Raw genomic sequence first — 26,162 nt, forward strand, 5'->3', positions numbered from 1 at the left:
GGGTACAAGCCACAAGCGAAACAAATACTTTCCGGCGTCGGTCTCGCAGGCTGGAAATAGCCTCGTCGTGCTCAGAATCCCTCGCCGTCCGGCTCAGATCTTGCCTTCGGCGTCCTTTGCGAGCTCTTCCATGCGCTTGCCGATACGTCCGGCACTGGAGAACTCGTCGTCGCTCATTGCGTTTGCCAGCGCGTTGCCCAGGACAAAGACGGCGTGTTTGTGCTCGCTTTTGGATTTGTGGACGTGGGATGGGTCCACTTCGAGCTCGTCGTAGGGCTCGAACAGTTCGTCGTCGACGCCCTCGCGCTCGGCGAAGTTCTCCATGATGATGACCATCTGCTCGTGAAGCTCCAGAAGCTCGTCCTTGTGCATACGGACCCGTAGGAACGTCCACGGTTTAAGGATTTCTGCCAGCACACCGGAAACGCGTCCGAGGGACGCGCTCCGTCCGATCGTCACCGATCCAGCGCGCCGGGCAGCGGCGGCCAGCCGAGCCTGGCGCGAGCGGCGACGGCTGTCCAGCCTCCAAAGATCGCAGCACCGACGGTTTCGGGGATTGCGAGACCGGGGATCGGCCCGGTGAGCAGAGCAGCCCAGACGAGCCACGCCACCAGGTGAACGATGCCGAGCCAGATCGTTACGAGGCCCCACCGGACGCGACCGGCGAGCACGCTCCCCGTACCGTGTGTCCACAGGAAGACGATCCCGAGCAGATAGTGAGCGATCGCAACCGCGCCGTGGGGCTCCCGCGGGATGTAGTAGACGCCCACAAGGGCAAGCGCGATCAGTGCCCCGGCGAACTGGACCGCACCGAGTCGATGGAGCCAGTTCTTCGCGTCGGTCCACAGCCGCCAGGCAAAGGCCAGCCCGACGATCCCAGTCAGGATCAGCCCACCGTTGAACAGGACGAATTCGGGGGATTCGGCGAGAAAGGAGAGCGTGATCGATTCGCCAGCCGGGAGTTCCCCCAGATTCGAGAGCGCGTCGTCGGCCCAGACGAACCCCGGATCGACGAATGTCGCTGCGAGGATCGTCACCGCCGCGATCGCCGGGGCGATCAGTCCTGTTGTGGCCGCACCCGTGTCTCTATCCATGATACTGACAATTTGTTCATCGCGTATGAACCCTGCGGCGCGCGGGTATTCGGACACCTACCGGCTTTGACTGCCTTCGGGGAACCAGACGAGCTCGTGGTCGGCCGTGAGCGTTACGGTGACCGGCGTATCGAGATCCATCGACTCGCTATGGTTGTGCATGCATTCGATCGTCTCGCCGCTGTCGAGCTCGACCCGATACAGCACCGAGGGACCGAGATACCGTCGATAGGTCACCCGGCCGTCGGCCTCCGCCTCGTCTGCCGGATAGGCCAGGATGTCGTCGGGCCTGACGAGCACGTCGATCTCGGTCATGTCGTACTGACTCGCCAGTCCGTGAATCTGTTCGCGATCGATCGACGCAACTGACGTATCGACCTTGTCGCCCCGGACGTAGCCCGAAAGGAAACTCGCGTGGCCGAGAAAGCCGGCGACGAAGCGTGATTTCGGCCGCTGGAAGACGGCTTCGGGCCGACCGACCTGTTCGAGTCGCCCCTCGTGCATCACTGCCACCCGGTCACTGATCGACAGTGCCTCTTCCTGGTCGTGGGTCACGGAAACGGCGGTAACACCGGTCTCTTTGAGGATCCGACGGACCTCCTCGCGCATCTCGACGCGCAGATCGACATCGAGGTTCGAGAACGGCTCGTCGAGCAGGAGGATCTCGGGTTCGGGTGCGAGCGAGCGCGCCAGCGCGATTCGCTGTTGTTGACCGCCCGAGAGCTCCTCGGGACGGGAGTCGCCCTGTCCATCGAGCCCGACGAGATCGAGCAACTCCGTCACACGCCGCTCCTGTTCGGCGTCGGACAGGTCGTCGATCCCGAAGGCGATGTTCTCGGCGGCGGTCATGTGCGGAAATAGCGCGAAGTCCTGAAAGACGACGCCGATATCTCTGGCCTCCGGTGTAACGAACGTCCCGTCTCCCGTGGCCACTGGCAGTCCATCGACGCGGATCGCCCCCGAATCCGGTCGTTCGAGTCCGGCGATGAGCCGGAGCGTTGTCGTCTTTCCGCAGCCTGAGGGGCCAAGCAGGGTTAGCAGTTCGCCCTGTTCGACCGACAAGGAGAGGTCCTCTACGGCCTGTTCCGCCCCAAACGTCTTCGAGATACGGTCGATCCGCAACAGGGGCTCGTCCGACGTCTGCTGTGATACTCCCTCTCGTCGGCGGTTCTGTGTCGTCTGCTCCGTCGCGGTGGTAGTTAGTTCAGCTGACATTGTACTTCTCCTGTCGTAGCAGCACGATCATCGAGAGTCCGGAGATCACGATTAGGATGAGTGCCGGGATAGCCGCGTAACGGTAGTGGACGCTTTCGTGAGCAGCCCAGATAATCGTCACCAGCGTGTCGAACCCAACCGGCTGGAGCATCAGTGTCGCCGGGAGCTCCTTCATCGTCGTCAGGAAGACGAGGACGCCGCCCGCGATGACGCCCGGTGCGATCAGCGGGAGCGTAACCCGGCGGAACGTCTCGACGCGCCCGGCGTTCAGGGTCCGGGCGGCCTCGTCGAGGCGCTCGTCGACCTGCAGGACCGACGTTCTGGTACTCCCGACTGCCTGCGGGAGAAAGCGAACGACGTAGGCAAACACGAGCAGCGGGATCGTCCGGTAGACCCACGGCAGGTAGTTCGAGCCGAAAAAGACAAGCGCGAGACCGATCACGATACCGGGAACCGCGAAGCCGACGTAGGTCATGCGCTCGAACAGGCGAGCGGACAGTGAATCCGATCGGGCTGCCATATACCCGACCGGGATCGCCAGCGCGCTTGCGACCAGAGCCGCCAGCCCGGCGAGTGTAACTGAGTTGACAACGTACTCAAGCTGGAACTCCAGCGACGGAACATCCCCGCCCGCGCCCTGGAAGAACCAGAGTCCAAAGATTGCCACCGGAACGACAAGGGTCACAAAGCCGATGGCGGCGAACGCGCCCATTGCGGGCCACTGCCACGCGCCGAGTCGGAGCCGTGTGCCGTCCGCGCCCCCCGCGCTGGCGTCGTCGTCGTGGCCAACGCCAGCCTCGATGGCGATTACGACAGCGGTGACGGCGATCAATTGCAGGGAGAGCAAGGCGGCGTACTCGACGTTGAACGCGCCGTACTCCCAGTATATCGCACTCGTGAACACCCGTACCTGCATGAACGCGGGGGTCCCGAAGTCCGAGATCGCGTACAGGGCAACGAGCAGTCCACCGGCGGCGATGGCGGGACGGATCTGTGGGAGGGTGACGCGACGGAACGCCTTGAACCGCCCCGAGTTGAGCGTCCGGGCGGCGTCGACGAGCGAGGAGTCCATCGAGAGCAGTGCCGCACGCGTCGTGAGGAAGACGTACGGATAGGTGTACAACGTGATGATGAGCGCAGCGCCGTAAAAACCATAGACGTCGGGCAACCCGACGCCGAGAAGCGAACTCAGCTCGCCCCGGGGACCGAACGCCGAGACGAACGCAAACGCCCCAATGTAGCTGGGGACCACCAGCGGCAAGGCGGCGACGATGGTCCAGAACCGGCGGTACGGAAGGTCAGTGCGAACGGTCAGAAACGCGAGGGGGACGCCGATAAGAATCGAGGCGATGGTCACGACGGCCATTAGCCCGACGCTATTTGTAAAAATCTCGACGGTATCCGACGACAACATCAGGCTAGCCGCTCGCGTAGCCTCGACCTCCGACGCGCGCAAGAGGAGCCACAGCAGCGGCGAAACGACCAGCGCCGCGATGGCACCGCTCAATAGGAGGAGGCCGACTGACGCGGCATCGGTGTCGTCCGATGCCACCAGATCACCGAAACGATTGCTACCCACGGGACAACTCTATCGGTATACTTTATCAGCGAAGCTTTTAGGCTTTCCTAAATCACGGCCTGTCAGCCGACTGTCTCATGGGTCTGCTACCCGTCTCAGACTGTCATTCCTTCCTCGCGGAGCAAGTCGCTCGCGGCTTCCACGTCGCCAAGCGCGTTCAGGTCGAACGACGGCGGATTGATCTCGTCAACCGTTGGCAGGTCACCCACGTACTCGACGCCGTCGATCACGGGATACTCGCCGTTGACATCGACGAAGAACTCCTGTCCCTCTGCGGCGAGGATGTGGCGGGTGAACTCCGCGGCGAGGTTCGGTCTGTCCGAAGCCGAGAGGATTGCCACACCGGAGACGTTGAACAGGCAGCCGGGATCGTCGCTGGTAAATGCAACGTCAAGCGTGGCATCGGGATCCTCGTTCAGGATGCGTCCTGCGTAGTACTGGTTGCCGAGGCCGATGTCCTGATCGCCGTAGGCGACCTCCTCGGCCTGCTGTGACCCGCTTGAATACAGCGTGGCGTTTTGTTGGTTCACCATGTCGCTGACCCATCCCCGGGTTTCGTCCTCGCCTTCCATCTCGATCATCGCAGTAATAAACGACCGGAAGGTTCCCGAGTTCGGGCGCGTCGAGATGACATCCTGGAACTGTTCGTCTTCGGCGTACGCGAAGATATCCTCTGGCAGATCCGCTCCGTCGAACTCGTCGGTATCGTACATGATTGCCCGGACGCGCCCGGACGCGCCGGTCCACTCGCCATCGGGGTCACTCCAGTCGTCGTCGACGGCTCCAGTGATGTCCTCGGGTAGTTCGCGAGCGAGACCGTCCGACTTGAGTGCTGCGAGCGCCCCCGAAGACTGGGTGTAGAAGATGTCCGCAGGGCTGTTCTCACCCTCCTCACGGAGGCTATTGAGCTGATCTTCGTTTCCGTCCTGGTCGACCTCAACGGTAAAGTCGGGGTACTCGTCCTCGATCATCTCGAACAGCGGGTCGATCTGATCTCGGGTGCGCCCCGAGTAGATCGTCAACTCTCCTTCGAGGTCACCGAGGTCGTCCCACGATACCGCAGTAGATTCGAGCGCCGCGGCCTGTGGGCCGTAGTCATCGAACGGATCTCCGGCATCGTCCCCAAGACAACCAGCCACTCCGACTGATCCTGCGATCGCAATGCCTGAGGCCGCCAGAACGCGACGCCGGGAGTGGTCGATCTCAGTGCGCCCGGACCGATCGGAGCCATCGTGTGCCATATCTTGATTTAGGCTGCCCTAAACAATATATATGTGGCGGTTTAGGCTGGCCGAAAACACCACGACCGTCAAACTGTGGGTGCAAAACCATGAACGAATCGGCCTGTGGAAAGGAGATAGAGCAAAAGTAGTGGTTTCGAGAGTAGAATTCGGCTCGCGCAGGTGGTTGCTGGTCCATCACGACACTGTGAACTGCGACCGATCAAGGTGTATCGGTTTCGCGCGCGACTACTCCGCGGGCAGGTCGTCGATCAGTACGACCGCTTCGCCATCGATGATCGTTTCCCCCTCGTCGTCGCTGACGATCGTGCTGAGTCGGTACTGATCGTTGCCGAGCGCCTCGATGACTTCGACGGTCGCGGTGACGCGATCGCCGATACGGACGGGGCCGCGGAACTCCAGGTCCTGTGAGAGATAGATCGTGAGTCCGGGCAGGCGCGCGAGGGCGGCGCTGATCAGTCCGGACACCAGCGTACCGTGAGCGATTCGACCGCCAAAGCGGGAGTCTTCTGCGAACTCGTCGTCGATATGTAGTCGATTGGTGTCGCCGCTAGCGACTGCGAACCGTTTTACATCCTCGTCGTCGACCGGCTTGCTGAAGCTGACACGATCCCCAACAGTGATCGCGTCGGCCCGCTCGACTGATCGTTCGAAGCTCCAGTCCTCGTCCTCGAACGCCAGCGACGGGATCGATCCCGATCGGAGCTCGTCATCTCCAGTTGGCAGTTCATCCCCGTTCTCCTCGGAGTGTTCTCCGTTAGTGACCGATGCACCCATCGCAGCGCGGTTCATCGCTGTTGCGCTCTTTACCGCGCTTTCTCCCAACTGCACCCACGCGCTTGTGAGATCCGCGAGAGGGCTCGTAGCTCCCGTATCCTCGGACATACGTACCACTAGGTGAGGGCGTATAAGTGTCCTCTGGCCACGATCTCTGTTCAGACGGTGAGATGACTCTCCCCGAGAGTCGTCCGGTTGGGATCGCGTTTTCCACCATACAAAACCATTCAATACCATGTGAAACCATTTTGCGGCAAGAGTTAAGTCTATGGGGGGTGTAGATGCAGGTGATGACAGACGAGACGACCGGGATGGGGTGGCCGCCGGCGATGTTCGCCGAGCAGTTACAGGAAGCGGGCGAGCAGGCCGTCGAGAGCCAGCAGGCGCTCGCGAGACAGTTCCTCTCCGCCACCAGCGCGGGATCGAGTAGTATGTCCGGCTTTCCGGCGATGACGATGGGTACCGCGACGTTCAAAACTCGCGTCCAGAGCGGCGGGCGGATTAGCATTCCGGACGCAGAGCGTGAGGCGCTCAATATCGACGAGGGAGACATCGTCCAGACCATCGTCATCCCGATCAACACAGGTGATTCCAATGAGTAACCAGAATCCAATCCAGACAGCCTTCGACTTCCAGCGAACCGTTCTCGAATCGAGCCAGCGCATGACCAGAAGCACCGTCGACGCCCAGCAGACCGCGATGTCGGCGTTCGTCGACAGTATGGCGACTGTCGAGGAGCTGGGCGAGCAAAACGCCAGCATGACTCAGGACGCCATCCACAGCTACTTCGACGCCGTCGAGGAGATGACCCCTGAGGGCAGCGAGATGGATTTCACCGAGGCCCGTGAACTCGTCGACGAGCAGTTCGATGCCTACGGCGAGATCAGCGACGAGGCGTGGGCGTCGATCCACGAGACTCTCGACGAGGCGAACGCGACATTCGAGGAAGCGAGCAACGAGTACGTAGCGGCCGTCGACGATGGCTTCGACGCCTACCTTGATATCCACGAGGAGGTCGAGTCGAGTGCCGTCGAGATGGCAGAAGAGATGGAATCCACCGCCGAAGAGATCGACGTCTCAGCGCCGTAATCCGCCGAACGCTTTTGTTTCGGGCCCGCGAAACCCGTTTTATTATGACCGATACATACGACACTGACGCAGTACAGAATAGCTGGACCGAGTTCATGCAGCAGATGAACGAGCAGTTCGCCGACGCCTTCGAGGAGAACATCGAGGCACAGGCCGAGTTCGTCGAAGCCTGGACCGAGACCGTCGATGCAGCAAGCGACGACGAACGAATGAGCGAGGGGATCGAGGGCTACACCAATGCCTATCAGGTGTGGATGGACGCTGCCGAGGAGATGGTCGAGCGCACCGGCGATGCCGCTGCGGGCGAGGACGTTACCGTCGAGGAGTTCCGCGATATCTGGCTCAACAACGCCAATCAGGCGTTCAAAGAAGTCATGTCGACATCGGCGTTCGCGGCGATGACGGGTGAGACTGTCGGTGATGCCCTCGAAGTCCAGCAGGTGGCTGACGAGAGCGCCGAGGCGACGCTCCGCCAACTCAGGATGCCGACCCAGGGCGACGTCGAGGAGATCGGCGAGCGACTCGTCGACCTCGAACGCCGCCAGCACGCTGTCGAACAGAAGATCGACCTGGTGCTCGAACACGTTCAGGACGGGGAGTAACCGACCGATGAGAAACCCCTACACTGCCACGCTGGATCTTCAACGTCAGGCCTGGGAGAACGCCGCGGATGTCATCAAACGGTCCGCGGAGATGCCCGGCGCGAACGAGACCATCGCCGAGTCGGAGGTCGGCGAGACGCCAAAGGAGATCGTCTACGAGGAGAACAAGCTCCAGCTCTACCACTACGAGTCACAGACCGAAGAACAACACGACGTTCCGATTCTGATCGTCTACGCGCTGATCAACCGACCGTATATCCTCGATCTGCAGCCCGATCGGTCGGTCGTCCGGACCCTCCTCGAAAACGGGTTCGACGTATACCTGATCGACTGGAACGAGCCATCACAGCTGGACAGTTCGCTTCGGCTCCACGACTACGTCAACCGCTACATGGACAACTGCGTCGATGTCGTCCGCAAGCGGTCCGATCAGGACAGCATCAACCTGCTGGGCTACTGTATGGGCGGAACGATGTCGACGATGTACGCCGCACTTCACCCCGAAAAAGTCCGTAACCTCGGCCTGATGGCGGCCGGTCTCTGTTTCGACGAGACCGGCGGTGTGCTCGAACTCTGGGGGGATGACGAATACTTCGATCCCGAAGATGTCACCGATACGTTCGGGAACGTCCCCGCGGAGTTTCTGGACGTGGGCTTCGCGCTGATGGACCCGGTCGAGAACTACGTCACCAAGTACGTCCGCTTCTACGACAACGTCGAGGACGAGGACTTCGTCGGAAATTTCGCACGCATGGAAGAGTGGCTCGGTGATGGTATCGACGTTGCCGGAGCCACCTTCGAGGAGTTCATCGAGGATATCTATCAGGAAAACAGGCTCTATCGTAACGAACTCGAACTCGGCGGGGAGCACGTCGATCTCGAAAACATCGATATGCCGGTGCTGAACATCGTCGCGCACTACGACCACCTCATCCCGCCGGCGGCGTCGAAGCCGTTCAACGACGTCGTCGCCAGCGACGACACGACCGTCATGGAGTTCAAGACTGGACACATCGGCATGTCGGTCTCCTCGCGCTCGCACGCCGATCTCTGGCCGGACGTCTGTGCGTGGTTCGAGGAACGCTCGCAGGTCGAAGCGCACGCCGACGAGCACGCGGCTGTCGAAGCCGACGACGGATCGTCATCCGTGCAGACCCTCGACGGCATTGGTCCGGCCTACGAGGAGCGCCTAGCCGACGCCGGCTACGGAACCGTCGCCGCGCTGGCCGTGGCGGACGCCGAGACCGTCGCCGGGGCGGTCAACCTCCCGGCAAGCCGTGTCGAGAGCTGGATCGAGCAGGCCCAATCGATCGACGACTGACCGGTGCTTCCAGACGCGTCCGCGGTACACCTTTATTGCACTCGATCCTGATGTCACTATTATCACGGGCTGGCCCGTGGATTACAGCATGGACAACAGGACCTGCCTCATCACGGGATCGTCACGGGGGATCGGACGCGGGATCGCGGAACACCTTGCAGCGTCGGGAGCGAACGTGGTGATCAACTACCGCAGTTCAACGACCAAGGCCGAGGACGTCGTCGAGGAGATCCGGACGGGGGCCGGTTCGGCGATGGCGGCTCAGGCCGACGTCACTGGCCGCCGCGAGGTCGAGGCGATGCGCGAGGAGATCCACGACGAGTTCGGTCCGGTCGACGTGCTGGTCAACAACGCCGGGATCACACAGGACACCCGCTTCGAGGAGATGACCCGCGAGGAGTGGGATCAGGTGATCGACGTCAACCTTGGCGGCGTGTTCAACGTCACCCAGACGTTCTTCGACGATATCAAAACCGCAGAGGAAGGGCGGCTGATCAACATCTCCTCGATCGTCGGCAAGCAGGGCAACTTCGGGCAGGCCAACTACGCCACCGCGAAAAGCGGCCTCTTTGGCTTTACCCGGACCATCGCGCTCGAACTCGCCCGGTCGGGCTCGACCGCCAACGCCGTCTGTCCGGGCTTTACCGAGACCGACATGCTCGCCGAAGTCGACGATCACATACAGGAGAAGATCCTCGAAGACATCCCACTCGATCGGTTTGCCACGATCGACGACATCGCTTCGACCGTCCGATTCCTCGCGAGCGAGGACTCATCCTACATTACCGGTGAAGTGATCGACGTCAACGGCGGGATGGATCTCTGATGCAGTCGCTGCTCGTGGCATACCTGAAAAAAACGAAAACCGAACGCCTCAGATACCGTCCTCGAAGTCGTCGAGGGCGTAGCTCGGCTCCGCGCCGCGGCGGTCGAGCAGCTCGTTGGCCATCAACCAGTAGACGACCGACAGGGCCTTGCGACCCTTGTTGTTGGTCGGGACGACCAGATCGACGTTGCTCGTCGAGTTATTCGAGTCACACATGGCGATGACGGGGATACCGACCGTGATCGCCTCCTTGACGGCCTGCTCGTCGCCGATCGGGTCGGTGACGACCAGCACGTCCGGCTCGATGTAGCCGTCGTACTTCGGGTTCGTGAGCGTACCGGGGATGAAGCGTCCGGTACGGGCACGAGCGCCGACTGCCTCCGCGAACTTCTCGGCCGGGAACCGACCGTACTGGCGCGAGGAGGTGACGAGGATCTGCTCGGCGTCGTAGTTGGACAGGAAGTCCGCGGCGGTGCGGATCCGCTGGTCCGTCGTGCCCACGTCGAGCACGTAGAGACCGTCGGTCCGGACGCGGTGGATAAACCGCTCCATGTCCGCGGTCTTTTGCTGTGTACCGATGTGGACACCGGCACCGAGGTAGTCCTCGACCGGGATGAGGAGGTCGGCCTCGTCGTCGGCCATGACGTCCTCGTCTAGCTGTGGTTCGTCCTCGGCCTCCTCGGCGTCGGCGGGCGCTTCCTCGACGGACTCTGCGTCCTGATCGGCGGCCGGTCCGGCCCCCGGATCAGGCTCTTCGTCGACCGCCTCCTCGGCGGCGTCGAGCCCTTCCTGTTCTACGTCGTTTTCTGTCATGCTGCGTCGTCCGCGATGCGGATTAGTTCGTTGAGCTTTGCGGTGCGCTCGCCACCGACCGCGCCGGTCTTGATGAAGTCGGCGTCGGTTGCGACGGCGAGGTGTGCGATCGTCGTGTCTTCGGTCTCACCGGAGCGGTGAGAGACGATGACGTCGTAGGTGTTGTTCGCGGCCAGCTCGATGGCGTCGAACGCGTCGGTCAGCGAGCCGATCTGGTTGGGCTTGATCAGGATGGAGTTGGCCGAGTCCATCTCGATGCCTTTCTCCAGGCGCGAGACGTTGGTGACAAAGAGGTCGTCACCGCAGATCAGCGTCTGGTCGCCGACGTTGGCGGTGAGGTCAGTAAAGGCCTCGAAGTCGTTCTCGTCGAGCGGGTCCTCGACGTACGCGAGATCCCACTCTTCGACGAGTTCGGTGATGTACTCGACCTGCTCGTCCGTGTCACGGACCTGATCGCTGTAGACGTAGCCCCCCTCGTCTTCGTCGTACATCTCCGCGGCCGCGACGTCGAGTCCGAACTTGATCTCGAAGCCGACCTCCTCAGCGACCGTCGAGGTGGCTTCATCCAGGATCTCGAAGGCTTCGGCGTCGTCGATCGACGGTGCCCACGCGCCCTCGTCGCCCTTGCCCGCGGGCGTGTCCCGCTCGATGAGCATGTCGTGGATCTCCTGGTGAACCGCCGCATTGGCGAAGACGGCGTCGGCGACGCTCGGTGCGCCGACCGGTGCCGACAGGAACTCCTGAATATCCGTCGCGTCGGCAGCGTGTTCACCGCCGCCGATGACGTTCCCGAGCGGAACCGGGAAGTTGTCGCCGCGGAACGCGCCACCGAGATGCTGGTACAGCGGTGCACCGAGCACGTCGGCAGCGGCCTTCGCGGTCGCCATGCTGATCGCGACGGCGCTGTTCGCGCCGATCTCCGAGAAATCATCGGTGCCGTCCGCGGCGCGAAGCGTGTTGTCGACCGCGCGCTGGTCGCCCGCGTGTACCTCGCCGACGAGGCGCGGGACGGCGTGCTCTCGCGCGTTTGCGATCGCTTCGTTCGGCGGCAGTTCGATCGCCTCGAATTCGCCGGTCGATGCGCCGCTCGGCGCTGCAGCACGTCCGAAGCCACCGCTCTCGGTCAGCACGTCTGCTTCCACCGTTGCGTTACCACGCGAGTCCAGAATCCGTCGAAGTCGGATGTCAGTAATCAGTGTCATGATCGATTAACTGTAAAGGGGAGGGCGTTTGCATCGTACTCTTCCGCTGCGATCAGGATCGGTTCAGCCTGATCAGTCTCGACGAGCACCGGCGCTCCGTACGAAACCTGCAGCGCCCGTGCGCCGAGGATCCGTGCTTTCTCGTATCGTGTGTATCGCTGTGTCCCTGCCATTATTGATAGGGTGCGACGATGTCGACGAGGTCTTTGTGGGAGACGAGCATCCGGCGACAGCAATGTCGCTCGACGCCGAGTTCGTCGAGAACTTCGGCGGGATCCTCATCGCCCTCACGAGCCCGCTCTTTGAACTCCTCCCAGTGTTCACCTACGACGTTGCCGCACGTGAAACACCGGACTGGTACCATCATACTAGTTCACCTTAGCGGTAGGATTTCTGGTAGCGGGCACGCGCGCCGGGCCCGCCCCACTTTTTCGGTTCGGACTGGCGAACGTCGTTGACCAGCAGCGACCGATCGAACTCCATGAACGCATCACGGAGTTCGGCATCGCCCGTATGCTGGACGAGCCCGCGTGCGATCGCCGTTCGTACGGCGTCGGCCTGTCCGGAGATCCCGCCGCCCTCAACGCTGACCTCGATATCGAGGTCGCTGCGGACATCGTCGGCGATGCGGAACGGCTCCGTCATCTTCAGTCGGGAGGTCTCCGGCTCGAACAGCTCGACCGGCTGGGAGTTGATTCGTACGCGACCCTCGCCCTCGCGCACGGTAGCGCGCGCAATGGCGGTTTTCTTCTTTCCACTGGTGTTGGTTACCATGTTCGGTTAGCACCCAGGTTCTCACTGATCTCTCCGAGCTGGAGGAACTTGATGTTCGATAGTCGATCGAGCGAGGTTCCTTCGAGAATTTCGCCGTCCTCGTCGTACGGGTTACCGACGTAGACGCGGACGTTCTCGAAGGCTTCGCGACCGCGATCTTTCTTGTACGGTAGCATGCCGCGAATCGAGCGCTTGAAGATCATGTCCGGCCGTTTGGGGTAGTACGGACCGCGGTCGGAGCCGAGTTCGGCTCGCTTCTCGAAGGTGCTCATCACGTCGTCCTCGCTGCCGGTGATGACCGCATCTTCGGCGTTGACCACAGCAATACGCTCGCCGTCGAGCGCTTGCTGGGCCACCTTGCTCGCAACGCGACCGAGGATACAGTCGCGCGCGTCAATGATGACGTCGGCTTCGAACTCTGCGACGCTCATCGGATCACCCGGACATTGGATCCTTCGGGGTTCTGTTCGATTGCCTGTTCTAGCTCTACTGTCTCGCCGACCTGGTCGATTTTGCGCTCGGCCGTACCCGAGAAGTCGACCGCTGCAACGGTGACCGACTTCTGCAGGACGCCGCTGCCAAGCACCTTGCCCGGAACGACGACCGTCTCGTCTTCCTGGGCGTAGCGCTCGATGCGGCCAAGGTTCACTTCCGCGTGCGTGCGGCGGGGCTTTTCGAGCCGGGAAGCGACGTCGCTCCAGACGTTCGCGTCCTCGGTTCGAGAAACCGACTTCAGCTCGGCGATGAGACTGCTGAGTCTCGGATTCGTCTTACTCATAACTTTCCTCCTGATAGGGGTGAAAACGGTGATGCAGGGAGCAGGATTTGAACCTGCGGACTCCTACGAGACAGCGCCCTGAACGCTGCGCCGTTGGCCAAACTTGGCTATCCCTGCCCGCATTCTCGTGTACTCGGTGCCCCTTCAAACCACTTTCGATCGAGGCCGCCCGCGATCGCGGGACGGCCACGGCTCCGCCCTCGTAGTCGACGGCGTCGGAGCCAGCCGAACGTCGGGCGAAGCTAGCGCTTCCGGCCCGGGCGTCGGTCAGGGGTAAGTGGTCTGTTGGAGCGGTCATATTCTATAACTGTACTGCTGCTTCGAGTTCGTCTGCCCGATCCGCGATGGAGTCGGCCGCCAGCGTAACGAGTTCCTCGACCGTGTAGGAGCCGTCCGTCTCGACGTGGAACACGAACGCGTTCTCGACGTCGGTGACCTCGACTTCCTTTCCGGGATACCGCTGGGAGAGGTCGTTATCGAACTCCTCTGATAGCAGGAGTTCGCCGTCGTCCTCGACGACGCCCCGGACGATCCGGGTCTCGTCCTCCTCGAACTCGCCGCGGTCGCCGACGACCTCCACGGACTGGAGATGCTGGTAGCCGACGGAGACGCCGCCCTGATGTTTGGCATGGTCTTTGCCAGTGATCATCTTGGCTTCGGCGTCGAATTCGAGACGCTGGCCCTCCTTGAGATCGATAATCGGTACGCCCTCGGTGGCTACCTCGACGGATTCATCATGACTGACGAGGTCGCCGGAGTAGGCCGTGTTCGGTCCCGAGACATCGAGCGAGAGGGTGACGGAGTCCCCCACCTCGAACTCCTCGGGGGGTGTGGTCAACGGAACCAGACCGAGCCGGAGCGCGATCTGCTCGTCGAACATCACCGACGAGTTCTCGACGAAGTTGACCGTATCGATCGCCATCGTCGGTACGTCGGCGATCATCGCGCGACGGATTCCGTTGGCGAAGGCCGGCGTGACTCCTCTGACGAGGAACCGCGCGGATCGATCGGACCGTTCGATGAACTCAACCTCGTAATCCACTGGCATGGTCGTCAGAATCCGCCCTTGCCTTTCGGTGCGCGCGATCCGTCGTGTGGGATCGGGGTGACGTCTTCGATACGACCGATCTCGAGTCCGGCTCGGGCCATCGCACGGATCGTCGCCTGTGCGCCCGGGCCGGGGCTCTTCTGAAGGTTCCCGCCGGGTCCGCGAACGCGGACGTGGACACCGTCGATGCCCGCTGCGAGCACCTCTTCGGCGATCTGTTCGGCCATCTGCATGGCCGCGTACGGGGATGCCTCGTCACGGTTCTGTTTGACGACTGCGCCGCCGGAGGACTTCGCGATCGTCTCCGCGCCTGTCAGATCCGTGACCGTCATGATCGTGTTGTTGAACGATGCGTGCACGTGGGCTACGCCCCACTTTCCGTCTTCTGCCATGTTATTGTTCCTCCGCTCGTGCCGGGTGTAGTTCGTCCTCCAGCGGGCTCGTCTCGTCGAACTCGATCGAGTCTTCCTCGTCGACCTCGACCGTGTACGACGGGACGGTCACGCGGTGGTCGCCGACGACCACGTGGCCGTGACCGATGAACTGTCGTGCCTGCTGGGGAGTGTTTGCGAGACCCTGTCGGTACACGACTGTCTGGAGACGGCGCTCGAGCACGTCGTTGATCTCCAGGGACAGCACGTCGTCGAGACCGTCCGTCTCGTCGAGGATGCCGTCGCGCTTGAGGCGTGCGAGGAACTCACTGCCGGCTTCCTCTGCCGCCTCGGTGTCACCGAGCGCCTCGCCGATGAGGCGTCGTGCCTCACGACGCATGCCACGAAGTTCGGACTGTGCGCGCCAGAGCTCTTCTTTGGTCGCGAGCCCGTAGCGCCCGACGAGGTCGTGCTCGCCCGCGATACGCTCGCCCTGCCACGGATGGTTGGGCGTCTCGTACGCTTTGGTTTTGTTACCGAGCGGCATTATTCGTCATCCCCCTCGGCTTCTGCTGCTTCTTCGGCGGCCTCTTCACGAAGCTCTTCGACGTTGACGCCGATGGTCCCCTCGGTACGTCCAGTGGACTTGGTCCGCTGGCCGCGTACCTTCTGGCCACGGTTGTGTCGAACGCCTTTGTAAGAGCTGATCATCTTCATCCGGTTGATGTCGTGACGGCGCTTCATGTTGAGGTCGTTGCCGACCTTGTGACTCGTTTCGCCCGAGAAAAAGTCCCGCTGGCGATTCGTTAGCCAGTCGGGGACTTCCTCGGCGTACTCGTCGACGACATCGACGACCGCGTCGATCTCGTCGTCGTCCAGTCGACCGAACGTTGCCTGTCGGTCGACACCGGCTTTGTCCGCAATGATTCGGGCCGTCCGACGGCCGATGCCGTTCATCTCGATGAGCGAGCGTTCGACGCTCTTGGTCCCATCAAGATCGGTCTGCCCGATGCGGACGAAATACCGAAGGTCCTCGTCGTCCTCGATTTCGTCCTGTGGTTCTTCTGCACTCATGTGTGGTGTGTAGGGTTGCAGTCGATCGCCGACTGCTGGGACAATCCACCGACCAAGCGGCTGGTCGGAAGATGATTGACGTCGTGGCGGGGATTCGAACCCCGGAGGCTTTACGCCACATGGTTAGCAACCATGCGCCTTGGGCCGCTTGGCTACCACGACTCGCGTGTGTTATCATCGCCCTGACGGACTCGGGGCCGCTGCCCCTACATTGGATTGCAGCCGTACCTTCCCCGTTGCCGTACTTAAACGCAACGATAGACGGACAGTCGAGACTGGCTGAATCGCGGGTGTTCGGGCGTGAAACGGTCGGTACGTGTTCACACGACCCGTCGCTGTGTTCCTGTCTTGGTGTCCTGCGGGAGCCGGACTATCACGTTGCTATGTCCGGGGCATTTTCACGGCCTCCACCGATGGCCGACGCGAGCGTCTCGACCCGATTATCAAGCGCGAGGGGCCCGCTCCCACCGATCAGCAGCACCGACGCCATTCCGAAGAGAGCAACGTGTGCGAGCACCGGATCGTCGGGCAGGGCAAATAGGGTCAGAGCGAACATCGTGATGGCCGTGGCTGCGCCCGCACGTGTAAACAGCCCGAGAATCAGGGCGATACCCAGTGCCGTCTCGGTGAGACCCGCACCGAGCACCCACAGTTCGGGTGCAACGGGGATGACCCCGGTGAGATCGTAGTGATCGACGACTTCGAGCCCGATACCGGGCCGGAGGATCTTCTGACTGACGCCAAGATAGATGAACGTGACGCCGAGGCCGACCCGGGCGACGGTCGGAAAGAACCGCTCGTACGGTCGAATCCACTCCTGCCCCCGCTGGGCGAGATCGTGGACCACGTCGAGTCGGCCGTAGACCGTCCCCGGCGTCCCGGCAAGGCGCTGGAAGACGTGGTCTGCGCTCGGCTTACCGCTCCCAACCAGCGCGAGGGTTGCCAGCCCGCCGACCATCTCCAGTTGGAGTAACAAAATCGGGTAGACGGCCGCAGCGCCGACGTAAATAACCAGTCCGATCAGCGCGACGATCCGGGTAGCAAAGCCAAAGAGCAACAGGAAGCCGAGCGCTACCTGAAGAATCCGGAGCTCGATTTCGAGCGCCGGGGTAATGAAGTAGCCGCTAAAGCCAGCACCGATCAGTGGAATACCAAAGGAGATCCGCAGCAGCCACGGGACGTACTCGGTGTACTCGACCATCGCGGCCCGGAACGCGCCGATATCCTGCTGTAACGGCTGGACGTAGAGATACGCGACGATCACTGCGAGAACGCCGATGGCCCCGGCGACGAGCGGCCCGACGACGAACGGATCAGACAGTGCGTCTCCGAGAAACTCGGTAACGGTAACGTCCTGCTCTTGATCAACGACATACTCTTCGTGGGCGCTCGCGGAGCCAGCGAATGAAAGCCAGAGGACGAGCGAGGCGACGATCGACGCCGCCAGCACCGAGGGGCGTCGAGGACCGGACAATGTCATACAGTTTGTACTAGTCGCCAGCCATCAAAAGTATCCCGTTGATCGGACCAGTTACGATGACCAGTCTCCCGTCTCAGACGTCAAAGACCACGTAGGCGTACCACTCCCCCTTACGCGCTTCGACGACCATCTCCGAGTAGGTGACCGCTTTGACCTCCCGAGCGGTCACGGCGGACAGGGGAATGCCCCGCGCGGAGCCCTCGAGCGTCCACTCCCCGTCGCATTCGGCGATGGTTGCCTCGTTATCGACCGGCAGGACTGACCGGACGTCCCGTTCGTAGATGAGTTCGTCGAGATACTCGAACAGGAGCGCTTCCCGACTCTCGGCAGTGACGGAGAGATCGAACCGATCGCCGTCTTCGGGTACCGACTCACACATCGCCGCGGCCAACCCGTCAGCAACTGCCGCCGCGACGGCGGCGAACGTCTCACCCGTCGCCTCGACCGCGATGTCGGCCGTGTGCTCACGCAGTTCGTAGCTCACGACCGAACCGACGGGAGCGGCGACCGTGAATACCCCGGTTTCTCGCTGGGCGTGGCGATCTGCCGGTGGAATTATATTCACGTCCCCGTTACGTAGCGACAGTGAGCGTCAACGTCGATTCGCGCGTCGTTGCCCCCGGCGACGACGAACTTATGGGTGATGCCTGGCGACTTAAAGAGCGGATCCGCAGCGAAGAGGGTGTGCTCAAACAGCGACGCGGCTTCTTCACCGACGCATACCGGCGCTCGACGGTCCACGTCTTCCTCGCCGGTGATGAACTCGTCGGCTTCGCGACGGTCCGACGTGACGGCTACATCCTGTTTCTCGCCGTCTCCCCCGATTTCCGCGGTGAGGGCTTCGGCGAACGTCTCGTCGCCCGCGTCGCCGACGAACACGGGTCGGTAACCTGCCACGCCCGTGCGACTAACGAGGACGCACTCAAGTTCTACGAGTCGCTCGGCTTCGAGATCAAACGTCGTATCGAGAACTATTACGAGGATGGCGGCGACGCCTACTATCTCAAACTCGGCGACAGCGAAAGTATCACGAAACGGCTGAGCGAACTCGTCAGGCGGCGCTAATATGGTGTTGCCCTCGTGGGCGCTCGGCGGGTCGCTCGTTTTCGTCTTCGCAATTGCGCTGGGAGCGGTCGTCTATCTCGACCGGCCGGGCGGTCGGTGGGGTCGTCGTGTCCGATCACGCCTCCTGCTCGGGATTCCATGGGGAACGCTCGTCTCCATCATCTTTGTCCTCTCGGTCTACCTGTTCTTGCAGGACGGCCTCTCGAACTGGTCCGATCCGCTGGTGATTCCCTACCGGTCGTGGTCGTACTTCTATCCCACCGGCTGGCTTACCTCCGGCTTTGCCCACGCCAGTCCCGGCCACATCATCGGGAACCTCACCAGCGCCATCGTTCTGGCACCGATCGCGGAGTACGCGTGGGGGCATTTTCCGGACGAGCGTGGCACCCAGTCGTTCGGTTCGTGGCAAACGAATCCGTGGATCCGCGCATTTCTCGTCTTTCCGGCGGTCGTTTTGCTAGTCGGTCTCGCCACGAGCCTGTTCGCGCTCGGTCCAGTCATCGGCTTTTCGGGCGTCGTCTTCGCCTTCGCCGGGTTTGCGATCGTCCACTATCCGATCGTGACGATTGTCGGGATCCTCGTCTCGCGAGTCGCCGGGACGGTCCTCCAGGGATTGCTCGATCCGATCGTCGTGGCGACGACATCTCCGAGCGCGCCGTCAGCACCCTCGTGGGCAACGATCGCGATTCAGGGTCACGCGCTTGGGTTCCTGCTCGGAATCGTCCTCGGGCTGTTCGTGCTCTACCGTCGGGACAGACGCCCGAATGCCGCCCGACTGCTCGGGGCGACGGTGATCTTCGGCGTCGTGCAGGGGTTACATCTGGTCTACTGGTTCCGCGGCGGCGGCGAGTACGTGCTCTTTCGTGGCCCCGGCGTCGCACTGGTAGTCATCCTCGCGTTGCTCGTCACGCTCGCGGTGACAGCCTCCGAGCGGCGGTTCGTGCGCTCGACGACACGCCGCGGTGTCGCCCTCACGCTCGTGATCCTCGCGGTCGCCGCGCTCGCTGGTCCCGCCATCATCCCCAACCTCGCGGTCGTCGAGAACGCGGATCTGGGTGAGGACGCGGTGACCGTGGAGGACTATCAGATCACCTACGACGAGGAGGTCCTAAACGAGATGGTGTACGTCGGCGAGATCGAACTGTTCGGTGAGAGTACGGCTGTGAACACCAGCGGCGTGATCGTCACCAGCGAGGATCGCGAGATCTGGATGACCCATACCTCGAAGCAGGGGCTCGAATTCAGGGGATCGACCGAGGTCAAAGTTGGCGGGCCGGGCTGGAGCGAGACGGTTCCCGTGGAACGAACGGGCTGGACTCCGACCGGCAACGAGAGCGTCTATCAGGTGGCAGTTGGCGAGGAGGAGCGATCCGTGTTCGCCTCGGAGGAAAAGCGCGCCTCCCCTCGAATCGACGGGCGAAGTGTCTCGGTCGTCCCCGGGGACGGTGAGTTCACCCTCGTCGTCGCGGAGGGAGACAACGAGCTCGGTCGCACGGAGCTACCGGCCGAAAACGAGACCGTAGATGCTGGAGGGCTCACCTTCGAGCGCGATCAGGCTGCTGATCGGACGGTGATCGTCGCCGAACGCGGCGACACGAGCGTCGAGGTCGCCCGCGCGGAACGTCACGGCTTCTAGTCCCACTCGGTCCGGAACACTTCGGCGTCGACGACGTGTCGGTCCTCGCGATGGAACTCGAACTGTCGGTCGAGGTCGAGTTCGGCGCGGAACGCCCGCGTCACCTCGCCACCGTTGTCGGCAGCAAAAGCCTCGACGAACTCCTGACTGTCGGCGTTGTGAATCGAGTACGAGACAGAAGCGACCTCGCTCGCCGTCCGGAGGAACGCGCGATCCGCGTGTTCGTTCCCGTCCTGTGCGCCAAAGGGCGGGTTCATCAGTACGACGGCATCTTCGATACAGAGGGGCGCACGGGTCGCGTCGGCGTGCACCCAGCCGATGTCCGTGGTCGTACCGACGCGGCGTTCGTTCTGCCGGGCAGTAGCGAGCGCCCCGCGATCAATATCGACGCCGATCGCTCGCTTCGGACCGCGAAGCGCCGCACCAAGCACGAGCATCCCCGTCCCCGTCCCGAGGTCGAGTACGGTCCGACCGTCGACGTCGCCCTGCAGGTCCGCTATGTGAACCAGATGCGCAGCCAGATCGGGCGGCGTCCTGTACTGCTCCAGCTCCACCGACGGATCGTCGAATCCTCCCACGACACCGAGTTGCTGGGCGAGCTGTCGTTTCGTGCTCATCGGTAACTCACCCCGGTAGCTTCCGGCACCGTGACTGTCGACTGATACCGCACTGCGGCGGCCCCACTGCCCGAGGACGACTGATACATGCGTGATAGACATACACAATAGGAATACAAAAACATGATGAATGCTCTATAGTAATAATCTTGCCGGCAGAGGCGGATCTATCGACTGGAATGCACTCGGAAAAATAGTTAAGTTGATGCCCTTCTTCGACATCGATATGGACTGTCCACGCTGCTCTGCGACGCTGAAAACCTACACTCTGGAGGGGCATCAGGCGGAGGTCTGTGAGTCATGTGGCTATGCTGGGGTTGCTGTAGACCACGCGAGCGAACCCGAGGAGTTCGAGACCTGGCAGGACGCAATGGCCAGATTCCGCGGAGAGTAGACTCTCAAGTACTTATTTCGAAGCGCGCACCCGTTTCATTCTCTTTCGCGTCGTCAACCCTCATCGTCCAGCCGTGGACTTCCGCCAGCGTCTCGACGATGGTTGTGGAGGGCCGTACAAAACCTTCTCGCAGTCGCTATCTGCACTTCGTCGAAAAAATATCGCCGGGTCGCGTTACTCGTCTGCGGCCGCGGCTTCTTCTTCCTCGCCACCGGCTGCCGGCGCTTCCTCGTCGGAGCGGGCGGCAACGAGGCCACCGCGTGCGACGCTGTACAGCGGCTCGTTGGCGTGGCTGACGCCGCTGATCGAGAACGGGATGTTCGCGTCCTGCAGGTGGTCGCGGAACAGATCCTCGAAGCCGTCGGGGCTGGAGGTGCCGCCAGTGACGACGACCGGGACGTCCAGACCTTCTTCGACGTCCTCCTCATCGACTTCCTTGACGATCAGGTCGATGACGTAATCCAGCAGGTTCTCGTAATAGATGCTGAGTGCGCCCTCGACGCCGCCGACATCGGTCGTGAAGTCTAGCTCGAAGTCGTCTTCTTTGATCGAGGTGACCTTGTCGACCGGCGTCCCCGTCGCCTGTGCGGCCTGTTCGTCGACCCAGTCGCCACCGCGGGCGACGGAGAACTTCATGACCGGCACCGCGTAGTAGGCCAGACAGACGTTGGTCATCCCGGCACCGAAGCTGATACCGAGTCCCGTAAAGTCGTTGTCCGCGAGTTCGCTGTAGATGACCGCCATCCCCTCGTTGATGGGCTCGGCGTCGTAGCCCATGTCGCTGATGAAGGATTCGAGGGTCTTCTGGTGATACAGCGTCGACAGATCCGAGTCGATCGGATCCGCGGGCGAGGAGAAATACAGCTTCTCGCCGGGATGGTTCGGCTCGCCGACGACCTGTTCGATGATGAGTTTCATCATCGGGATCGCCGACTTCTCGTCGCTTGAGAGGATGCCGTGTTGCATCGGACGCCGCGTCTCGCGGTTGAAAATGTTCGCGAAATTGAGTGCGTCGTCGCCGACGACGTAGACCTTGTCGTCCTTGCGGATGTGGAGGACTTCGCTTCGCGAGAGCATCTGCTCGGCCATATCCGAGTAGTCGATCTCGACGAACGAGTTACGCTGTTGCACGAAGACGGTGTCGTTACCATCCTGCTGTGCCGACAGGATGTTCATTGTGCCGACGTCTAGGCCTTTCGCCATATACGATACAAGTCCGCCCCCATACAATAAAACTATGTGAAATATTTACAGAACTTTCTGGCGAGTAAATATAACCGAGTCGACGAGAGCGATCAGTTGCGTCCGACGAGTCCACGAAGCCGGTCGAGCAGCCCGATATCACCGAGTACACTGTCGGCGCTGTCGGCCGCCTGCTCTTCCTGTCGGCGCTGTCGGAGCTCGTTGAGCTTCGTGGTCTGGTCGTCGACCGTCGACGAGGAAGTTGCAGTCTTGGTATCACCGCCTTTGAGGGCTTTGAGTCCGCTGACCTGTGCGTCGACACCACCACTCTGTCTGGTCGTTTCCGCTTCCACATCGACGTTTGCCGCCTCGAAGCTATCCTCGGTGCTGAACGAGAGCCGTTTCGACTCGTGTTTTTCGACGCCACCCCACGACATCTCGACGCCCTCCATTGCAGCTTCGATGTCCTGTTCGATCTCCGCCTCGCTGATGGACTCCGCTTCGTCGTCCTCTTCGATCCCCTCGATCTCGGACGGGTGTGGTTTTGCCCGCTCCAGCTGGTGGGCCACCAGTGCGGCACCGGTCGCGGCTGCAACCACTGCCAGTCCGACGCCGTACGTGCCGAGAATTGCGAGCATCGTCGACGCGCCGAACTCGGCCCACTGGCTGGGGTAGTACCACGAGAAGGCGGCCGTGGCAACGACGGTAACCAGGACACCGCCTGCGGACGCAATAACTGCCTTCTGTTTGACTGGCAACAAGACGTCAATGCCGAGCAACAACACCGGCAGGGAGAGTAACGCGGCGACGAACGCGACGTTGGCGAAGACGAAATACGAACCCTCGCGATAGCCGAAGGCCGCGACCCCGGTGACGAACGTGATCGCCGCGATCACGGCGAGAGCGACACCGATAAAGAACAGCCCGAAGCCGAGGTAAACGTCCGTCTGCGTGTCCGGTTCGCCGATGTACTGCTCGTATAGCTCGAACAGCCTGTTGTCGGGCAGGCCGTCGGAGTCGTCCTGGCTCATTGGCGACGTTTTCTTACCGCATACTCATGACTGTTCCCCTAATTATTTCATATTTGACCAGTGTGGAGAGAGGCCGGGGTGGCAGAACCAGGGCGCTTACTCCCACTGTTCCGGCGCGACGCCCATCCCGCGGACAATAGACGGATAGAGGATCCCGATGGCGACGGCAATACTGAGGCCGAGCCAGAACGGAACGTCCTCGCTCACCAGTTCGAGTCCACCGAGAACGGCGAAGATAGCGACGAGCAAGATCGCGTAGTGTAAAAGCGCATACAGCGTACTATCTCGGTCCATGAAAGCGGGTACTCATCGGGGGATAATAACGGTACTGACGGCGCCGCTGCCGGGGCCGACCGCCGATACTACCAGGTGCCGTGGAAGGTATCGAAACTCAGCTCGTTGAGGGGCTTGTTCCCGACGGCGATCTGGTACTCACCGGGCGTGAGCATCGGCTTGTGGAACTGCGGCCCGTCGTCGGTCGTAATCCGGGGACAGCCGGTGTTGACGTATGCGTCGAAACCGAAGTTTCGCAGACGGTCCGGTGTTACCTCGTCCATGGTGATCAGATACGCGTTGTCGTTGCTGTCGAGGATCTTCTCGGCGATCTCCATCCGGCCCTGTCCGATCTTGGTACAGAAGATCACACCGAACGTCTCGGCGTCCATTGCCTTGTGGACCGTCGCGTAGCGCTGTTTCATGAACTTCTCCGTGTCGGCGATCGTCACGACGTTGTTGACCGGATCGGCGATGATGACGTTCTTGTCGGGGTGTTCCATCGCCAGTCCGAGCGGGTGGAACTTGCCGCCGCCGACGTAGAGGATCTGGTCGGCGTCGACGTCCGCCGAGGCGTAGTTACAGCCGAGCACCTGCCCCTCGTGGGTCAGTCGCTCGTCACCGCGACGAGTGTGGACCTCGTACCCGCGCTCTTCGAGCCAGTCGGCCATGTCCCCGAAGCGGTTCATGTGCTGGGCGGTCGTCACGAGGCCCACGTCGGGATCGTCGTCGGGGTCTGCCAGTTCTGCCTTGGCTTCCTCCATGATCGGCATGACATCGACGTTCGAGAAGAGCGGCACGTAGATGATCTTCTCTGACTCCTTCATCGGGCTGTGTCCGAAGTGGACGAACACGTCAGTTCGGCGCATCATGAACGTGTCCAGATCGCAGGCTCCGTAACAGGGCTGACCCGAGAGCATGATCGTCACGTCGTCATCGAGGAGTTCGCGCAGGTCATCGGCGACGTCCGGCCCACGGCGTTTGAGTCCTTCGGGGAACTGCAGACCCACCTTGCTCGCGTCGCGTTCCTCGACTGCCTCGACGATCCGGTCGAGTTCGTAATCCCACTCTCGGTCGTGCTTGAGGGACATGCCGGTGTTCCGGAGGTCCCCGTCGCTGTACTCCGTCTGCTCGTTCATTGTCCGTCGTAGCGGTCTGGGACGTATAACGTCGGCGTTTGCCCAACCGCCGTGATAGTCGGCCACATCCTCGCCTCTTTCAGGAACTTCAAGCCGCTCGGAACACTGTATGCATTCATGCCAGAGACTCCGGCGCTACCGCTCGAACATCGAACGATCGCCGCCGATGGAGAGGGGCCGCATCCTGCTGTCGTCGTTCTCCACGGTCGCGGTGCAAACGAAACCGACCTCCTGCCGATTGCACAGCGACTCCCTGACGAGCTGTTCGTCCTCAGTCTCCGTGCGCCAGATCCGCTCCAGGGCGGGTACACCTGGTACGAACTCGACCTCTCGGGCGGCGGCCTCCACCAGAGCCAGCCACATCCCGAGCAGTTCCGTCGGAGCCTCGATCTGATCGAGGAGTCGATCGACGCCGCAATCGAGGAATACGACCTCGACGACGACCGGGTCGGCCTGCTGGGCTTCAGTCAGGGCGGGATCACGAGCCTCTCCTTGCTTCTCGAAGCTCCCACGGCGTACGACTGGGTCGCTGCACTCCACTGTTACCTGCCCGACTCACACGCCGACCTAACTCCCGACGGGATCGAGAACGTACCGGTCTTCATCGCGGGCGGGAGTCAGGATCAGATCATCCCATCGGGGCGGACCAACGCTGCTGCGACACGATTGAGCGAACTCGGCGCTCCGGTGACATCGAGAACATATAACACTGGACACGGGATCGGGCCGGACGAACACGCCGACCTTATCGAGTGGGTCACCGAACAGGTCTAGACCAGACCATCGTCGGATTCCTCGTCGTCTTCGTCACCGTCTCCCTCGTCGCTGTCTGCCTCATTATCGCTGTCATCGTCACCATCGTCTTCGTCTCCGTTGCCTTCGCTCTCGTCTGCCTCCTTGACCACGTTTTCCATCAGTTCGTCGACGTTGTCTTCCTCCTGATTTGCCACTTCCTGTGGGTAGACGCCGATGGTCACGAGCAGGTCGTCGTCGGTCTCGACGGCCTCGCTGACGTGGAGGTACACGTCCACGTCTTCGCCCTCGAACTGGGCGCTGGCAGTGAACCGTGAGGCCGTCGTCTCCTGGTCCAGGATCGTCATCGAGTAATCCTCCTGGTGCTCGATATCGTCCATCTCGTCGTAGTTGTCCTCGACCAGTTCGACGAGTTCGTGCGTCGACATGTCCTCGACGGGATTGAACTGATAGTTCGGAATCCCGATCCGGGGCGTCGTCAGCACCATGAACACGGCTCCGCGCTGTTCGCCGAGCGGCCCCATGTCGACCGTCTTCTCGTGTTCTGTCAGGTAGTTTACGACCCGGACAGACTCCTCGACTGGGCCGACTCCCACAGACTCTTCGATGGTGATGTCGTCGACCCCGACCTGCTGGTAGTCCGTGCTCTCACGGGTGTCGGCGTCGACGCCCCCTGCTGTCGATTCGTGGTCATCCAGTCCGGCCAGTCCGAGACAGCCTGACAGTGATACGAGTCCGAACGCCCCGGTAGCTGCGAGGACCTGTCTTCGATTCATCTGGCAAGCAAT

General features: G+C 61.9%; 34 protein-coding genes and 2 tRNA genes. 9 read left to right on the forward strand and 27 right to left on the reverse strand.

Annotation, left to right across the window (positions count from 1 at the left end):
- Nucleotides 1-93: 93 nt before the first annotated feature.
- The 6 genes from AArcS_RS03275 to AArcS_RS03300 form a co-directional block, all read right to left on the reverse strand.
- The gene (locus tag AArcS_RS03275) at nucleotides 94-372 is read right to left on the reverse strand and encodes a UPF0058 family protein (RefSeq protein ID WP_238478996.1); all 279 of its coding nucleotides are present in this window, start codon (nucleotides 370-372) and stop codon (nucleotides 94-96) included.
- Nucleotides 373-455: 83 nt separating this feature from the next.
- The gene (locus tag AArcS_RS03280) at nucleotides 456-1,094 is read right to left on the reverse strand and encodes a DUF998 domain-containing protein (protein WP_238478997.1); all 639 of its coding nucleotides are present in this window, start codon (nucleotides 1,092-1,094) and stop codon (nucleotides 456-458) included.
- Nucleotides 1,095-1,151: 57 nt separating this feature from the next.
- Nucleotides 1,152-2,309 (reverse strand): ABC transporter ATP-binding protein, encoded by a 1,158-nt coding sequence (locus AArcS_RS03285; protein ID WP_238478998.1) that lies wholly within the window; start codon nucleotides 2,307-2,309, stop codon nucleotides 1,152-1,154.
- A complete protein-coding gene (locus AArcS_RS03290) occupies nucleotides 2,299-3,888 on the reverse strand; it encodes an ABC transporter permease (protein ID WP_238478999.1) in 1,590 nt (529 codons plus the stop codon). The genes AArcS_RS03285 and AArcS_RS03290 overlap by 11 nt, the downstream gene beginning before the upstream one ends.
- 95 nt (nucleotides 3,889-3,983) lie before the next feature.
- The gene (locus AArcS_RS03295) at nucleotides 3,984-5,129 is read right to left on the reverse strand and encodes an extracellular solute-binding protein (RefSeq protein WP_238479000.1); all 1,146 of its coding nucleotides are present in this window, start codon (nucleotides 5,127-5,129) and stop codon (nucleotides 3,984-3,986) included.
- A gap of 228 nt (nucleotides 5,130-5,357) precedes the next feature.
- Entirely contained in the window at nucleotides 5,358-6,014 is a 657-nt protein-coding gene (locus AArcS_RS03300) for a MaoC family dehydratase (protein ID WP_238479001.1), read from the reverse strand.
- 182 nt (nucleotides 6,015-6,196) lie between these two features.
- On the opposite strand from AArcS_RS03300, the gene AArcS_RS03305 reads away from it, so the two are divergent.
- From AArcS_RS03305 to AArcS_RS03325, 5 genes are all read left to right on the forward strand, one after another.
- A complete protein-coding gene (locus AArcS_RS03305) occupies nucleotides 6,197-6,508 on the forward strand; it encodes an AbrB/MazE/SpoVT family DNA-binding domain-containing protein (RefSeq protein ID WP_238479002.1) in 312 nt (103 codons plus the stop codon).
- Entirely contained in the window at nucleotides 6,501-6,995 is a 495-nt protein-coding gene (locus AArcS_RS03310; protein ID WP_238479003.1) for a hypothetical protein, read from the forward strand. The genes AArcS_RS03305 and AArcS_RS03310 overlap by 8 nt, the downstream gene beginning before the upstream one ends.
- 44 nt (nucleotides 6,996-7,039) lie before the next feature.
- On the forward strand, nucleotides 7,040-7,597 hold the full coding sequence (locus AArcS_RS03315; protein ID WP_238479004.1) for a poly(R)-hydroxyalkanoic acid synthase subunit PhaE: 558 nt from the start codon (nucleotides 7,040-7,042) through the stop codon (nucleotides 7,595-7,597).
- A gap of 7 nt (nucleotides 7,598-7,604) precedes the next feature.
- Entirely contained in the window at nucleotides 7,605-8,918 is a 1,314-nt protein-coding gene (gene phaC, locus AArcS_RS03320) for a class III poly(R)-hydroxyalkanoic acid synthase subunit PhaC (protein ID WP_238479005.1), read from the forward strand.
- 88 nt (nucleotides 8,919-9,006) lie between these two features.
- Nucleotides 9,007-9,744, forward strand: coding sequence for a beta-ketoacyl-ACP reductase (locus AArcS_RS03325; protein WP_238479006.1), 738 nt, complete (start codon nucleotides 9,007-9,009; stop codon nucleotides 9,742-9,744).
- A gap of 48 nt (nucleotides 9,745-9,792) precedes the next feature.
- On the opposite strand, the gene rpsB is transcribed toward AArcS_RS03325, so the two are convergent.
- The 15 genes from rpsB to AArcS_RS03400 form a co-directional block, all read right to left on the reverse strand.
- On the reverse strand, nucleotides 9,793-10,557 hold the full coding sequence (rpsB, locus tag AArcS_RS03330) for a 30S ribosomal protein S2 (RefSeq protein ID WP_238479007.1): 765 nt from the start codon (nucleotides 10,555-10,557) through the stop codon (nucleotides 9,793-9,795).
- Nucleotides 10,554-11,759, reverse strand: a complete 1,206-nt coding sequence (gene eno / locus AArcS_RS03335) for a phosphopyruvate hydratase (RefSeq protein WP_238479008.1) — start codon at nucleotides 11,757-11,759, stop codon at nucleotides 10,554-10,556. Before eno ends, rpsB begins: the two co-directional genes overlap by 4 nt.
- Nucleotides 11,756-11,932 carry a DNA-directed RNA polymerase subunit K gene (locus AArcS_RS03340; RefSeq protein WP_238479009.1) on the reverse strand — a complete coding sequence of 59 codons (177 nt, stop codon included), beginning with the start codon at nucleotides 11,930-11,932 and terminating at the stop codon, nucleotides 11,756-11,758. The genes eno and AArcS_RS03340 overlap by 4 nt, the downstream gene beginning before the upstream one ends.
- Nucleotides 11,932-12,126: a DNA-directed RNA polymerase subunit N gene (locus tag AArcS_RS03345; RefSeq protein WP_238479010.1), complete on the reverse strand. Its 195-nt coding sequence runs from the start codon at nucleotides 12,124-12,126 to the stop codon at nucleotides 11,932-11,934. The genes AArcS_RS03340 and AArcS_RS03345 overlap by 1 nt, the downstream gene beginning before the upstream one ends.
- Nucleotides 12,127-12,137: 11 nt before the next feature.
- Entirely contained in the window at nucleotides 12,138-12,533 is a 396-nt protein-coding gene (locus AArcS_RS03350; RefSeq protein WP_238479011.1) for a 30S ribosomal protein S9, read from the reverse strand.
- Nucleotides 12,527-12,964, reverse strand: coding sequence for a 50S ribosomal protein L13 (locus tag AArcS_RS03355; RefSeq protein ID WP_238479012.1), 438 nt, complete (start codon nucleotides 12,962-12,964; stop codon nucleotides 12,527-12,529). The genes AArcS_RS03350 and AArcS_RS03355 overlap by 7 nt, the downstream gene beginning before the upstream one ends.
- Complete coding sequence (locus AArcS_RS03360; RefSeq protein WP_238479013.1) at nucleotides 12,961-13,311, reverse strand: 50S ribosomal protein L18e; 351 nt, start codon at nucleotides 13,309-13,311, stop codon at nucleotides 12,961-12,963. Before AArcS_RS03360 ends, AArcS_RS03355 begins: the two co-directional genes overlap by 4 nt.
- A gap of 32 nt (nucleotides 13,312-13,343) precedes the next feature.
- A tRNA-Leu gene (locus tag AArcS_RS03365) sits at nucleotides 13,344-13,428 on the reverse strand.
- A gap of 184 nt (nucleotides 13,429-13,612) precedes the next feature.
- Nucleotides 13,613-14,359, reverse strand: a complete 747-nt coding sequence (locus AArcS_RS03370; RefSeq protein WP_238479014.1) for a DNA-directed RNA polymerase subunit D — start codon at nucleotides 14,357-14,359, stop codon at nucleotides 13,613-13,615.
- A 5-nt stretch (nucleotides 14,360-14,364) separates the two neighbouring features.
- Entirely contained in the window at nucleotides 14,365-14,751 is a 387-nt protein-coding gene (locus tag AArcS_RS03375) for a 30S ribosomal protein S11 (RefSeq protein WP_238479015.1), read from the reverse strand.
- Nucleotide 14,752: 1 nt separating this feature from the next.
- On the reverse strand, nucleotides 14,753-15,277 hold the full coding sequence (locus AArcS_RS03380; RefSeq protein ID WP_238479016.1) for a 30S ribosomal protein S4: 525 nt from the start codon (nucleotides 15,275-15,277) through the stop codon (nucleotides 14,753-14,755).
- A complete protein-coding gene (locus tag AArcS_RS03385; RefSeq protein WP_238479017.1) occupies nucleotides 15,277-15,804 on the reverse strand; it encodes a 30S ribosomal protein S13 in 528 nt (175 codons plus the stop codon). The genes AArcS_RS03380 and AArcS_RS03385 overlap by 1 nt, the downstream gene beginning before the upstream one ends.
- Before the next feature lie 79 nt (nucleotides 15,805-15,883).
- Nucleotides 15,884-15,966, reverse strand: a tRNA-Ser gene (locus AArcS_RS03390).
- 211 nt (nucleotides 15,967-16,177) lie between these two features.
- Nucleotides 16,178-17,284, reverse strand: a complete 1,107-nt coding sequence (locus AArcS_RS03395) for a DoxX family protein (protein WP_238479018.1) — start codon at nucleotides 17,282-17,284, stop codon at nucleotides 16,178-16,180.
- A gap of 73 nt (nucleotides 17,285-17,357) precedes the next feature.
- Nucleotides 17,358-17,768: an archease gene (locus AArcS_RS03400; RefSeq protein ID WP_238479968.1), complete on the reverse strand. Its 411-nt coding sequence runs from the start codon at nucleotides 17,766-17,768 to the stop codon at nucleotides 17,358-17,360.
- Nucleotides 17,769-17,869: 101 nt separating this feature from the next.
- Here AArcS_RS03400 and AArcS_RS03405 point away from each other — a divergent pair, with 101 nt between their 5' ends.
- Together AArcS_RS03405 and AArcS_RS03410 are read left to right on the forward strand one after the other, a co-directional pair.
- A complete protein-coding gene (locus tag AArcS_RS03405) occupies nucleotides 17,870-18,349 on the forward strand; it encodes a GNAT family N-acetyltransferase (protein ID WP_238479019.1) in 480 nt (159 codons plus the stop codon).
- Nucleotide 18,350: 1 nt separating this feature from the next.
- Nucleotides 18,351-19,985 carry a rhomboid family intramembrane serine protease gene (locus AArcS_RS03410; RefSeq protein ID WP_238479020.1) on the forward strand — a complete coding sequence of 545 codons (1,635 nt, stop codon included), beginning with the start codon at nucleotides 18,351-18,353 and terminating at the stop codon, nucleotides 19,983-19,985.
- On the opposite strand, the gene AArcS_RS03415 is transcribed toward AArcS_RS03410, so the two are convergent.
- Nucleotides 19,982-20,602 carry an METTL5 family protein gene (locus AArcS_RS03415; RefSeq protein WP_238479969.1) on the reverse strand — a complete coding sequence of 207 codons (621 nt, stop codon included), beginning with the start codon at nucleotides 20,600-20,602 and terminating at the stop codon, nucleotides 19,982-19,984. The two genes, AArcS_RS03410 and AArcS_RS03415, sit on opposite strands and share 4 nt — an antisense overlap.
- 226 nt (nucleotides 20,603-20,828) lie before the next feature.
- Between AArcS_RS03415 and AArcS_RS03420 the strand changes: the two genes are divergently transcribed.
- Nucleotides 20,829-20,996: a zf-TFIIB domain-containing protein gene (locus AArcS_RS03420; protein WP_238479021.1), complete on the forward strand. Its 168-nt coding sequence runs from the start codon at nucleotides 20,829-20,831 to the stop codon at nucleotides 20,994-20,996.
- Between the two features lie 174 nt (nucleotides 20,997-21,170).
- Here the strand turns inward: AArcS_RS03420 and AArcS_RS03425 are convergent, their stop codons facing one another.
- The 4 genes from AArcS_RS03425 to dph2 all read right to left on the reverse strand — a co-directional run bounded on the left by AArcS_RS03425 (nucleotide 21,171) and on the right by dph2 (nucleotide 24,621).
- A complete protein-coding gene (locus AArcS_RS03425; RefSeq protein ID WP_238479022.1) occupies nucleotides 21,171-22,199 on the reverse strand; it encodes a disk-shape morphogenesis protein volactin in 1,029 nt (342 codons plus the stop codon).
- A gap of 92 nt (nucleotides 22,200-22,291) precedes the next feature.
- Nucleotides 22,292-23,209, reverse strand: a complete 918-nt coding sequence (locus tag AArcS_RS03430; protein WP_238479023.1) for a cell division protein CdpA domain-containing protein — start codon at nucleotides 23,207-23,209, stop codon at nucleotides 22,292-22,294.
- A gap of 96 nt (nucleotides 23,210-23,305) precedes the next feature.
- On the reverse strand, nucleotides 23,306-23,503 hold the full coding sequence (locus AArcS_RS03435; protein WP_238479024.1) for a hypothetical protein: 198 nt from the start codon (nucleotides 23,501-23,503) through the stop codon (nucleotides 23,306-23,308).
- Nucleotides 23,504-23,571: 68 nt separating this feature from the next.
- Nucleotides 23,572-24,621, reverse strand: a complete 1,050-nt coding sequence (dph2, locus tag AArcS_RS03440; RefSeq protein ID WP_238479025.1) for a diphthamide biosynthesis enzyme Dph2 — start codon at nucleotides 24,619-24,621, stop codon at nucleotides 23,572-23,574.
- A 117-nt stretch (nucleotides 24,622-24,738) separates the two neighbouring features.
- Between dph2 and AArcS_RS03445 the strand changes: the two genes are divergently transcribed.
- Nucleotides 24,739-25,395 carry an alpha/beta hydrolase gene (locus AArcS_RS03445; RefSeq protein WP_238479026.1) on the forward strand — a complete coding sequence of 219 codons (657 nt, stop codon included), beginning with the start codon at nucleotides 24,739-24,741 and terminating at the stop codon, nucleotides 25,393-25,395.
- Here the strand turns inward: AArcS_RS03445 and AArcS_RS03450 are convergent.
- The gene (locus tag AArcS_RS03450; RefSeq protein ID WP_238479027.1) at nucleotides 25,392-26,150 is read right to left on the reverse strand and encodes a DUF6517 family protein; all 759 of its coding nucleotides are present in this window, start codon (nucleotides 26,148-26,150) and stop codon (nucleotides 25,392-25,394) included. The two genes, AArcS_RS03445 and AArcS_RS03450, sit on opposite strands and share 4 nt — an antisense overlap.
- Nucleotides 26,151-26,162: the final 12 nt, after the last annotated feature.

Source organism: Natranaeroarchaeum sulfidigenes, from assembly GCF_017094485.1.
In the GTDB taxonomy this organism is placed as follows: domain Archaea; phylum Halobacteriota; class Halobacteria; order Halobacteriales; family Natronoarchaeaceae; genus Natranaeroarchaeum; species Natranaeroarchaeum sulfidigenes.

Coding starts and splice junctions, on each gene's coding strand:
- AArcS_RS03350 (WP_238479011.1), bottom strand. CDS start 12,533: ATGGTAACCAACACCAGTGGAAAGAAGAAAACCGCCATTGCGCGCGCT.
- AArcS_RS03345 (WP_238479010.1), bottom strand. CDS start 12,126: ATGATGGTACCAGTCCGGTGTTTCACGTGCGGCAACGTCGTAGGTGAA.
- AArcS_RS03410 (WP_238479020.1), top strand. CDS start 18,351: ATGGTGTTGCCCTCGTGGGCGCTCGGCGGGTCGCTCGTTTTCGTCTTC.
- AArcS_RS03420 (WP_238479021.1), top strand. CDS start 20,829: ATGGACTGTCCACGCTGCTCTGCGACGCTGAAAACCTACACTCTGGAG.
- AArcS_RS03395 (WP_238479018.1), bottom strand. CDS start 17,284: ATGACATTGTCCGGTCCTCGACGCCCCTCGGTGCTGGCGGCGTCGATC.
- dph2 (WP_238479025.1), bottom strand. CDS start 24,621: ATGAACGAGCAGACGGAGTACAGCGACGGGGACCTCCGGAACACCGGC.
- AArcS_RS03380 (WP_238479016.1), bottom strand. CDS start 15,277: ATGCCGCTCGGTAACAAAACCAAAGCGTACGAGACGCCCAACCATCCG.
- AArcS_RS03450 (WP_238479027.1), bottom strand. CDS start 26,150: ATGAATCGAAGACAGGTCCTCGCAGCTACCGGGGCGTTCGGACTCGTA.
- AArcS_RS03435 (WP_238479024.1), bottom strand. CDS start 23,503: ATGGACCGAGATAGTACGCTGTATGCGCTTTTACACTACGCGATCTTG.
- AArcS_RS03430 (WP_238479023.1), bottom strand. CDS start 23,209: ATGAGCCAGGACGACTCCGACGGCCTGCCCGACAACAGGCTGTTCGAG.
- AArcS_RS03305 (WP_238479002.1), top strand. CDS start 6,197: ATGACAGACGAGACGACCGGGATGGGGTGGCCGCCGGCGATGTTCGCC.
- AArcS_RS03445 (WP_238479026.1), top strand. CDS start 24,739: ATGCCAGAGACTCCGGCGCTACCGCTCGAACATCGAACGATCGCCGCC.
- AArcS_RS03375 (WP_238479015.1), bottom strand. CDS start 14,751: ATGGCAGAAGACGGAAAGTGGGGCGTAGCCCACGTGCACGCATCGTTC.
- AArcS_RS03295 (WP_238479000.1), bottom strand. CDS start 5,129: ATGGCACACGATGGCTCCGATCGGTCCGGGCGCACTGAGATCGACCAC.
- AArcS_RS03300 (WP_238479001.1), bottom strand. CDS start 6,014: ATGTCCGAGGATACGGGAGCTACGAGCCCTCTCGCGGATCTCACAAGC.
- AArcS_RS03285 (WP_238478998.1), bottom strand. CDS start 2,309: ATGTCAGCTGAACTAACTACCACCGCGACGGAGCAGACGACACAGAAC.
- AArcS_RS03370 (WP_238479014.1), bottom strand. CDS start 14,359: ATGCCAGTGGATTACGAGGTTGAGTTCATCGAACGGTCCGATCGATCC.
- AArcS_RS03385 (WP_238479017.1), bottom strand. CDS start 15,804: ATGAGTGCAGAAGAACCACAGGACGAAATCGAGGACGACGAGGACCTT.
- rpsB (WP_238479007.1), bottom strand. CDS start 10,557: ATGACAGAAAACGACGTAGAACAGGAAGGGCTCGACGCCGCCGAGGAG.
- AArcS_RS03355 (WP_238479012.1), bottom strand. CDS start 12,964: ATGAGCGTCGCAGAGTTCGAAGCCGACGTCATCATTGACGCGCGCGAC.
- AArcS_RS03360 (WP_238479013.1), bottom strand. CDS start 13,311: ATGAGTAAGACGAATCCGAGACTCAGCAGTCTCATCGCCGAGCTGAAG.
- AArcS_RS03315 (WP_238479004.1), top strand. CDS start 7,040: ATGACCGATACATACGACACTGACGCAGTACAGAATAGCTGGACCGAG.
- eno (WP_238479008.1), bottom strand. CDS start 11,759: ATGACACTGATTACTGACATCCGACTTCGACGGATTCTGGACTCGCGT.
- AArcS_RS03280 (WP_238478997.1), bottom strand. CDS start 1,094: ATGGATAGAGACACGGGTGCGGCCACAACAGGACTGATCGCCCCGGCG.
- AArcS_RS03275 (WP_238478996.1), bottom strand. CDS start 372: ATGCACAAGGACGAGCTTCTGGAGCTTCACGAGCAGATGGTCATCATC.
- AArcS_RS03325 (WP_238479006.1), top strand. CDS start 9,007: ATGGACAACAGGACCTGCCTCATCACGGGATCGTCACGGGGGATCGGA.
- AArcS_RS03425 (WP_238479022.1), bottom strand. CDS start 22,199: ATGGCGAAAGGCCTAGACGTCGGCACAATGAACATCCTGTCGGCACAG.
- phaC (WP_238479005.1), top strand. CDS start 7,605: ATGAGAAACCCCTACACTGCCACGCTGGATCTTCAACGTCAGGCCTGG.
- AArcS_RS03415 (WP_238479969.1), bottom strand. CDS start 20,602: ATGAGCACGAAACGACAGCTCGCCCAGCAACTCGGTGTCGTGGGAGGA.
- AArcS_RS03340 (WP_238479009.1), bottom strand. CDS start 11,932: ATGGCAGGGACACAGCGATACACACGATACGAGAAAGCACGGATCCTC.
- AArcS_RS03310 (WP_238479003.1), top strand. CDS start 6,501: ATGAGTAACCAGAATCCAATCCAGACAGCCTTCGACTTCCAGCGAACC.